Origin of the sequence: Dokdonella sp., from assembly GCF_049593775.1 — a bacterium.
Classification (GTDB): Bacteria; Pseudomonadota; Gammaproteobacteria; order Xanthomonadales; family Rhodanobacteraceae; genus Dokdonella.
In genome coordinates, this window is sequence record NZ_JBAWHJ010000456.1 from 1 (window position 1) to 7,975 (window position 7,975).

Genomic DNA, 7,975 nt, shown 5'->3' on the forward strand with positions numbered 1-7,975 from the left:
ACCGGCACGACCAGCATGACCATTGCGGCGGCGGCGACAATCCACGCTTCGCCGAAAAATTCGGGATGTGGCCAGGCCAGGTTTTGCACAAGCCCCAAGTACCCCGACCAGGCTGGCAATGCATCACCTGCCGGAATGAAGATCAGGTTGATCGCCAGCAGCGCGACATACAGGGGCCAGAGTCGGAACAGCGCGCGACCCCAGTTGCGCCAGATGGACTCGGCATGCGTTGCCACGAAACCGCGTCTGGCCAGAAGGAAACCGGTGCTGACCAGGAACAGTTCGACGCCAACGTGGCCGAGCATCAACCAGAACGCATCCGGAATCTGAAAAGGTGAAAGCCAGAAACCGGCATGGCAGACGATCAGGGCCAGCCCCGCGACCAGTCGCAACAGGTCCAGGCCGGGCATGCGAGCCATCACCTTGAACTCAAGCCGATCGCTGGCGCAACACCTCGAACAGGACGACGCCAGTCGCCACCGAGACGTTGAGACTTTCCACGCTGCCACGCATCGGAATATTGGCGACAAAGTCACAGGCTTCGCGGGTCAGGCGGCGCATGCCTTCACCTTCACTGCCGATGACCACGGCAACCGGCCCCTTGAAATCACTGGCATACAGCGATTGCGGACCATCGCCAGCCAGTCCGGTCAGCCACACGCCGGCGTCCTTGAGCAACTTGAGGCTGCGGGCGAGATTGGTCGCAGCGAAGAACGGAACGCGATCTGCGGCCCCGGCTGATGCCCTGCGCACGGTAGGCGTGATACCGACCGCCTTGTCTTTTGGCACGATCACCGCCGTGACTCCGGCAGCCTCGGCGCTGCGCAGGCAGGCGCCAAGATTGTGCGGATCGGTGACACCATCAAGAACAAGGATCAATGCGTCCTGCCCGGCAGCCTCGATCAGTGCGGGCAGCTCGCTCTCGCTGCGCGGCGGAGGTGTCCGGTACATGGCGGCAATACCCTGATGCCTCCCGCCACCTGTCATTCGATCAAGATCGGCGCGATCGCGTGCATGCGGCTTGATGCCCAGATCACGCGCGCGCTCGGCCAGCTCTCGAACTCGCGGATTCTGCTGCCCGGTCTCAATGTACAACTCGGCCACGTTGCCGGCGTCGTAGTTCAGCGCCGCCTCGATGGAATGGATGCCAATCAGTAGTTCAGTGCTCATGCAGTGCCTGATGCCGTATGGGTTGATTCACGCAAGCTGGGTGTAAGGCATTGTCGCCGATTTATCAGTGGCTCACGTCTTGCGTGTGTAGAGTATTTCGATAGCCCGTGATTCCTCGCCGGCTGGAGAGATGTTGAATGCAGCAATGCGCAAGTGGTTGGCATCCACAAGTTCGATCTCGGTACGCCAGCCCCAGGGCGGATCTCCATCGTGTCCAGCGTAGCTGCCAAGCACGGAAAAGCCGGGCTGGTCGCGGACACCTTCGGAATACATGATCTGGGTGCCCGTGTGTGCGCTGTCGATCCACGCGCATTCATGGCACTGGCGATCGATGTGCCAGGTGTACAAGGCGAGGCCCTGCTCGCGCTCCCCCATGAACAGGGTCTCGTACTCGTGGACCAGGCAGCGTCCGCCCAGCGTACTGCGAATCGTCCCGTGGATGGGCGCTTCGTCTCCCGCCTTGCCAGGCTCGAACCAGACCCTGATCGTGCCCTCCCATTCGCCGACCCATCTGGCCAGCTCATTGTGTCGTCCTTCAACGAGGGACACGCCGAACGCATGCTTGCTCATCGAGGTTTCTTGCCCTTGGGTTCTTCTGCGACCAGGCGGAAATCGATCTTGCGGTCCTCGAGGCTGGCTCGCAAAACCTGCACCCGAACCGGATCGCCCAGGCGAAAACTGAGACCACGGCGTTCGCCGCTGAGCATGTGCCGCTTCGGATCGAAGTGGTAGTAGTCGTTGGGCAGCTGGGTGATGTGGACAAGTCCGTTGATCTTCGATTCCGAAAGCTCCACGAACAGGCCGAACGAGGTGACACCCGAGACGACGCCTTCGAATTCGCTACCGACGTGCTTTTCCATCCACGCACATTTGTAGCGCTCATCGACATCCCTTTCTGCTTCCTGGGCACGACGTTCATTGTGCGAACAATGCACCGACATGGATCCCATCTGGGTCGGTGAATATTCGTACTCGGCAGGCTTTCCGCCACTGATCGCATAGCGGATGGCGCGATGCACGAGCAGATCGGGGTAGCGCCGGATTGGCGAGGTGAAGTGGGCGTAAGCATCCAGGGCCAGTCCGAAGTGTCCCGTATTCTCGGGCTGGTAGACCGCCATGCTCTGCGATCGCAGGATGACCGACTCGATCAGGCTGACATCCGGTCGGCTGCGAATCTTCTTCAACAACGCGGCAAAATCCGAGGGCTGCACCTCCCCGGCCGGTGGCAGCTTCAATTTGAACTCGCGCAGGAACTCGAGCAGATCCTCGAACTTGGAAGCCGGTGGTGGCTCATGCACGCGATACGGCGCCGGGATGCGTTTCTTGATCAGGAATCGCGCGGCCTGCACGTTCGCGGCAATCATGCATTCCTCGATCAGCTTGTGGGCATCGTTGCGCGGCTCTGCACCCAGCTGGATTACTTCGCCGGACGCAGCAAGGCGAAATTTCACTTCGGTGCTCTCGAAATCGATGGAGCCTCGCTTCTGACGCGCCTTGGCCAGCAACTTGTAGAGTTGGTGCAGGCATTCCAGTCGCGGCATCAGGTCGGAGAGTTCGTCGCGAACGTCGGCCAGCTTTTCGCCAACCGCTTCCCAGACCTTCGTGTAGGTAAGCCGCGCATGCGAACGCATGACGGCATCGTAGAATTTGGAGCTGACCACCTCGCCATTGCGATCAACCTGCATGTCACAGACCATGCACAGTCGATCAACCTTCGGCATCAGTGAGCAGATACCGTTGGACAAGGTTTCCGGCAGCATTGGGACGACGAATCCGGGGAAGTAGACGGATGTCGAGCGCAGGTAGGCTTCTTCATCCAGCGGGCTGCCGACCCCAACGTAGTGGGAAACATCGGCGATCGCGACAACCAGCCTGAACCCTTGCGCGTTGGGTTCCGCATAGACGGCATCGTCGAAGTCGCGCGCATCTTCGCCATCGATCGTGACCAGCGGCAGCGAGCGCAAGTCCACTCGACCCTTGATCTCTGAATCGGGGACCTGCGGATCGACCTCGGCGGCCTGGTGAGTGACCTTGTCAGGCCAGTCCTGCGGGAGATTGTGGCTCGCAATGGCCATCTCGACGATGATCGATGGCGTCAGGCGCTCGCCAAGGATCGCGAGGACTCGTCCCATCGGTCCGCGATGCTGGGTCGGTGGATCGCTGATTTCCGCAATCACGATCTGGCCGGCGCGCGCGCCTTGTTCATCACCCGGCCGGATCAAGATGTCCTGATGCACACGCCGATCATCTGGTGAAACCAGGGTCAATCCGTCTTCGACCACAACGCGCCCGACAAGACGCGAGGCGCGGCGCTCGAGCACCTCGACGATGGCGCCCTGGCGGCGGCCACGACGATCGACGCCGACCACACTGCCGAGCACGCGGTCGCCATGAAGCACGGTGCGCATCTGCGCTGGCGAGAGATAGAGATCCTCGCCGCCTTCATCCGGTCGCAGGAAGCCATAACCTTCGGCATTGGCCAGGACCACACCGGGCATCAGGTCGAGTTTCTCCGCCACGCCGTAGCCACCGCGGCGGTTCTGCAGCAGCTGGCCATCGCGCACCATCGCAGCGAGTCGCTTGGTCAGTGCATCGACGTCCTGCTCGCTGCGCAGGCCGAGTCCCGCTGCAACCGCCTCGGTCTTCATCAGCGACGCCTGATCGCTCAGCAGCGCCAGGATCGCCTCACGGCTTGGAATGGGGTTGTCGTAGCGCTGTGCTTCGCGGCGGGCGAAGGGATCCTCTGGTCGACCCGACTTGCCCCTGCTTCGCGGCGGCTCCGCCGTTCTGGTGCGCCTGGCACCCTTTTGCGGGCTGGATGCCGATTCAGGCATCCAGGGCGGCAGCTTGGTTCCGGCGGTTTTCTTCGCTCCGCCCTTGCGCGGACCTGGCTTGCCTGTCGGCGACCTGGCCGCGCCTGGTTTGCTTGGTCCCTTGGTTTTCTTTTTCACCGATGATGTCTCCCGGTTGGTACTTCGGCCTGCCTGGCAGGACCGTTGCGCCCAGGCAAAATTGCAGGGCGCGGTTGTGATTCACCTCATTGTGCGCGTCCAATCATTGACAGTCTGTAACGGCCAACGTATCTTTCGCGCCCCCGGTGGCATTAGCGCACCGCGGGACAAGCCCAGGTGGCGGAATTGGTAGACGCACTAGCTTCAGGTGCTAGCGGGGCGACCCGTGGAGGTTCGAGTCCTCTTCTGGGCACCATATCGAAGAAAAACCGCCGCAAGGCGGTTTTTTTTCGCCTGAATTCAAGCCGGACGTGCATGTGAAACTAAAAAGCCTGCGCGTTCGGGTATCTGTCATTGCGTTTCGGCATGCCTGGACAGCAGGGGACCCGGCTATATCGGGCAGGCTGCAGCCATGGAGTCGATGGAAGACCAGGCATCCCGCTGGATTGACGCAATTCCCGCCTCAGACTAGCTGAGCCTGCCCAGAGCTTGTCGAAGGACGGGAATGACGAGTGTCGAAACATTTCGGTTCGACACCGGGTACAGATCACGCGTCGCGGCCACGGCCACCCTTCCCGATTCCTGCCCCCGCCCCTGTCAACCAAACGGATCGCGCAAAACGATGGTGTCGTCGCGATCAGCGCCGGTCGCGACCAGAGCAAGGTGGCAGCCGGAGAGTTCCTCCACCGCACGCAAGTACGCACGTGCGGCCGCTGGCAACTGGTTCCATTCGCGGACGCCCGAGGTCGGCTCTTCCCAACCCGGGAACTCCAGATAGACGGGCTTGCACTCAGCCCAGCCATCCGCATCGAGCGGCGCAAGATCACGACGCTTGCCACGATATTCGTAGGCAATACAGACCTTGATGGTCGGCAAGCCGTCGAGCACATCGAGCTTGGTGATGGCCAGGCCATTGATCGCATTGATCTGGGTTGCGCGCTTGAGTGCGACCAGGTCAATCCAGCCACAACGGCGAGGACGCCCGGTGCTGGCGCCGAATTCGTTGCCGCGCTTGCGCAGGGCTTCACCCATCTCGTCGTTGAGCTCGGTCGGAAACGGGCCGCCACCGACGCGCGTTGCGTAGGCCTTGCAGATTCCGAGCACATAGTCGATATCGCTGGCACCCACGCCCGTACCCGCCAACGCACCACCCACGGTCGTATTGGATGAGGTCACGTAGGGGTAGGTACCGTGGTCGATGTCGAGCAGTGCGCCCTGAGCGCCTTCGTAGAGTATGTGGTCGCCACGCTGGCGTGCGTCGTACAGGAGGGTGGAAACGTCGTCGATCATCGGGCGCAGGTATTCGCTGTACTCGAGTGCCTCATCAAGTACCTTTTGATAGTCGACACCGTCCGTCTTCAACCACTGGGTCAGGATGAAGTTGTGGTAGTCGACCGCAGTACGGACTTTTTCCGGCAACTCGGACGGATACATGAGATCGGCGACCCGAATGCTGCGCCGGGCTACCTTGTCCTCGTAGGCAGGGCCGATACCGCGCCCGGTCGTGCCAATTGCCTTCGCACCGGAGGCCTTTTCACGAGCCTGGTCCACGGCGATGTGGTACGGCATGATCAGTGGCGTAGCCGGGCTGATCTTCAACCGCGAACGAACTTCCACGCCCTCTTCCTCGAGCTCGGAAATTTCCTGGCGCAAAGCTGCCGGCGAAAGAACCACCCCGTTGCCGATCAGGCACTGCACACCTTCACGCAGGATGCCCGACGGAATCAGGTGCAGGACGGTCTTCTTGCCGTTGATGACCAGCGTATGCCCGGCGTTGTGACCGCCCTGGAAGCGCACGACCATGCCGACCCGCTCGGTAAGCAGATCGACGATCTTGCCCTTGCCTTCGTCGCCCCATTGCGCACCCAGAATTACTACCGAATTTCCCATGATGTTCTCGTTGTTCGTTGTCGGACCCCGTAACGGGGTGCTATCCGCACTTCAGGATTCGGGATCAGGCATGCGCCTCCCGCTTCCCGCTCATTCGCTTGCCCGCTCCCTGCTTCCCATTCCCCGCTCCTAGTGCACCAACCTCAGCGCAACCAACCCGCACACGATCATGCCAGCGCCCACGATACGCAATGTGCGCTCGTCAATCTCCTGCAGGCGCAACGCCATGCGCTTCCATGCGCCCGGTGCGGCGAAAAGGATCAGGCCCTCTATGACCAGCACCAGGCAAAGCGCCGCAATAAGCTCGGCCGGCATGAACTGTCTACTTGCTGTTCTGCAAATACTTCAGGAATTCGGAATTCGGATCCAGTACAAGCACGCCATTTGGCGCGTTGAGCGATTCGCGATAGGCCTCAAGGCTGCGATAGAACGCATAAAACTCGGCGTCCTTTCCGTACGAATCCGCATAGATCTTCGCCGCCTGCGCATCACCTTCACCGCGTCCTGTCTGCGCTTCGCGGTAGGCTTCAGCCTTTAGAATCTGGACCTGGCGGTCGGCATCGGCACGGATGCGCTCGGCAGCTTCGTTGCCTTCGGCACGCAAGGAATCCGCGACCTGCTTGCGTTCGGAACGCATGCGCTCATAGACCGAGCGCAACACCGAACTGGCCTCCGGAAGATCGACGCGCTTGATGCGCACATCAATGATCTCGATGCCGAGGTTCCTGGTCTTCTCGTTGGCATTTTTTACCAGCGTGTCGGTAAGGTCGGAACGCGCGCTCGAAACCACCTCCTTCAAGGTGCGCGAGTTGATCGCGGTACGCATGCCATCCTTCACAGTCGGAGCGAGTCTCTGCTGTGCTCGGTCCTGGTCGCCCGCAACCGCCGTGTAGAACTTGGTCGAGTCAGAAATCTTCCACTTGACCACGAAATCGACGTTGACATCCTTTTTCTCGGAAGTCAGATATCGCTCCGCCGCCGCATCCAGGGTTTGCAGTCGCGCATCAAAGCGCAACGCCTGCTGGACCAGAGGAAGCTTGAAATGCAGGCCTGGCTTGTAGTCAGACTCGATGATCCGGCCGAACTGCAGGAGGATGGCAGTCTGCCCCTCGCGAACAACGAACACGCAGTTGATCGCCAGCAGGATGACGGCCGCAATCACGATAGCGAGTAGTGAGCGCATATCAGTTGCCTCCCTTTTCTGGTTCTGAAACGGTTGCAGCCGCCGCTGTCGTGGCGGGTGTCGGCGCTGCTGCCGTGACGCCTGGAACAGGAATCTGCAAAAGATTCTTGCCGTTGGTGAAATCGATGACCTTGGGCGTGCCGCTGACGACTTGCTGCATGGTTTCGATGTACAGGCGCGAGCGCGTGACTTCTGGCGCAGCACGGTACTCGCTGGCAATCAGGTTGAATCGCTGCGCGTCACCTTGCGACTTGGCTATACGCTCGGCCTTGTAGCCCATTGCCTCCGCGAGAATTCTGGCCGCCTCGCCTCGTGCTTCAGGTACCACGCGCTTGGCATAGGCATCGGCCACATTGCTGGCCCGCTGGCGATCTTCCCGGGCACTGATGGCGTCGTCGAACGAATCCTTCACTTCCTGCGGTGGACGCACGTTCTGGAAGTTGAGCTCGTTTACCAGGAGTCCTGCGTGATAGCGCTCCAGTGTCTGCTGGACCACCTTTTTGGCTTGCTGGGCCAACTCTGCACTGGGATTGGCCACCGGAGCTTCGCCTTCCAGGGGCTCGACACGCTGGTCGGGCATGATCGCATCGAGCTTGGAGTTGCCGATGACCTCGCGAACGGCGCTTTCTGCCGCCTGCTGGAGAGTCTGATCCGGGTCACGCGTGGCGAACAGGTACAACGTCGAATCGGCGACTTCGTACTGAACGTTGAAATCCACCTGGACGATATTTTCGTCGCGGGTCAACATTCGTACCGTATCCGAGATGGAACGCACCTCCTT

Annotated in this window: 8 protein-coding genes and 1 tRNA gene; 1 reads left to right on the forward strand and 8 read right to left on the reverse strand. The window is 60.8% G+C overall.

Translation table 11 applies throughout. The features are described from left to right. From WBP53_RS15735 to rnr, 4 genes are all read right to left on the reverse strand, one after another. A partial coding sequence (locus tag WBP53_RS15735; RefSeq protein WP_423930611.1) for an acyltransferase family protein occupies positions 1–419 on the reverse strand: 419 nt, incomplete at its 3' end. Positions 420–429: 10 nt separating this feature from the next. After that, positions 430–1,170 (reverse strand): 23S rRNA (guanosine(2251)-2'-O)-methyltransferase RlmB, encoded by a 741-nt coding sequence (gene rlmB, locus WBP53_RS15740; RefSeq protein WP_423930613.1) that lies wholly within the window; start codon positions 1,168–1,170, stop codon positions 430–432. Positions 1,171–1,242: 72 nt separating this feature from the next. After that, the gene (locus WBP53_RS15745; RefSeq protein WP_423930615.1) at positions 1,243–1,740 is read right to left on the reverse strand and encodes a DUF1579 domain-containing protein; all 498 of its coding nucleotides are present in this window, start codon (positions 1,738–1,740) and stop codon (positions 1,243–1,245) included. Further along, positions 1,737–4,004, reverse strand: coding sequence for a ribonuclease R (gene rnr, locus WBP53_RS15750; protein ID WP_423930625.1), 2,268 nt, complete (start codon positions 4,002–4,004; stop codon positions 1,737–1,739). The genes WBP53_RS15745 and rnr overlap by 4 nt, the downstream gene beginning before the upstream one ends. A gap of 288 nt (positions 4,005–4,292) precedes the next feature. Between rnr and WBP53_RS15755 the strand changes: the two genes are divergently transcribed. Beyond that, positions 4,293–4,377, forward strand: a tRNA-Leu gene (locus WBP53_RS15755). A 341-nt stretch (positions 4,378–4,718) separates the two neighbouring features. On the opposite strand, the gene WBP53_RS15760 is transcribed toward WBP53_RS15755, so the two are convergent. From WBP53_RS15760 to hflK, 4 genes are all read right to left on the reverse strand, one after another. Next, a complete protein-coding gene (locus WBP53_RS15760; protein ID WP_423930617.1) occupies positions 4,719–6,011 on the reverse strand; it encodes an adenylosuccinate synthase in 1,293 nt (430 codons plus the stop codon). A 129-nt stretch (positions 6,012–6,140) separates the two neighbouring features. Further along, positions 6,141–6,326, reverse strand: coding sequence for a DUF2065 domain-containing protein (locus tag WBP53_RS15765; RefSeq protein ID WP_423930619.1), 186 nt, complete (start codon positions 6,324–6,326; stop codon positions 6,141–6,143). A 7-nt stretch (positions 6,327–6,333) separates the two neighbouring features. Then, entirely contained in the window at positions 6,334–7,194 is an 861-nt protein-coding gene (gene hflC, locus WBP53_RS15770) for a protease modulator HflC (RefSeq protein WP_423930621.1), read from the reverse strand. A 1-nt stretch (position 7,195) separates the two neighbouring features. Further along, the coding region (gene hflK, locus WBP53_RS15775; protein ID WP_423930623.1) for an FtsH protease activity modulator HflK at positions 7,196–7,975 on the reverse strand (780 nt) is incomplete at its 5' end.

Bases quoted from the DNA above. Each gene is read 5' to 3' on its own strand.
- rlmB (WP_423930613.1), bottom strand. From the start codon at position 1,170: ATGAGCACTGAACTACTGATTGGCATCCATTCCATCGAGGCGGCGCTG.
- rnr (WP_423930625.1), bottom strand. From the start codon at position 4,004: ATGCCTGAATCGGCATCCAGCCCGCAAAAGGGTGCCAGGCGCACCAGA.
- WBP53_RS15760 (WP_423930617.1), bottom strand. From the start codon at position 6,011: ATGGGAAATTCGGTAGTAATTCTGGGTGCGCAATGGGGCGACGAAGGC.
- WBP53_RS15745 (WP_423930615.1), bottom strand. From the start codon at position 1,740: ATGAGCAAGCATGCGTTCGGCGTGTCCCTCGTTGAAGGACGACACAAT.
- hflC (WP_423930621.1), bottom strand. From the start codon at position 7,194: ATGCGCTCACTACTCGCTATCGTGATTGCGGCCGTCATCCTGCTGGCG.
- WBP53_RS15765 (WP_423930619.1), bottom strand. From the start codon at position 6,326: ATGCCGGCCGAGCTTATTGCGGCGCTTTGCCTGGTGCTGGTCATAGAG.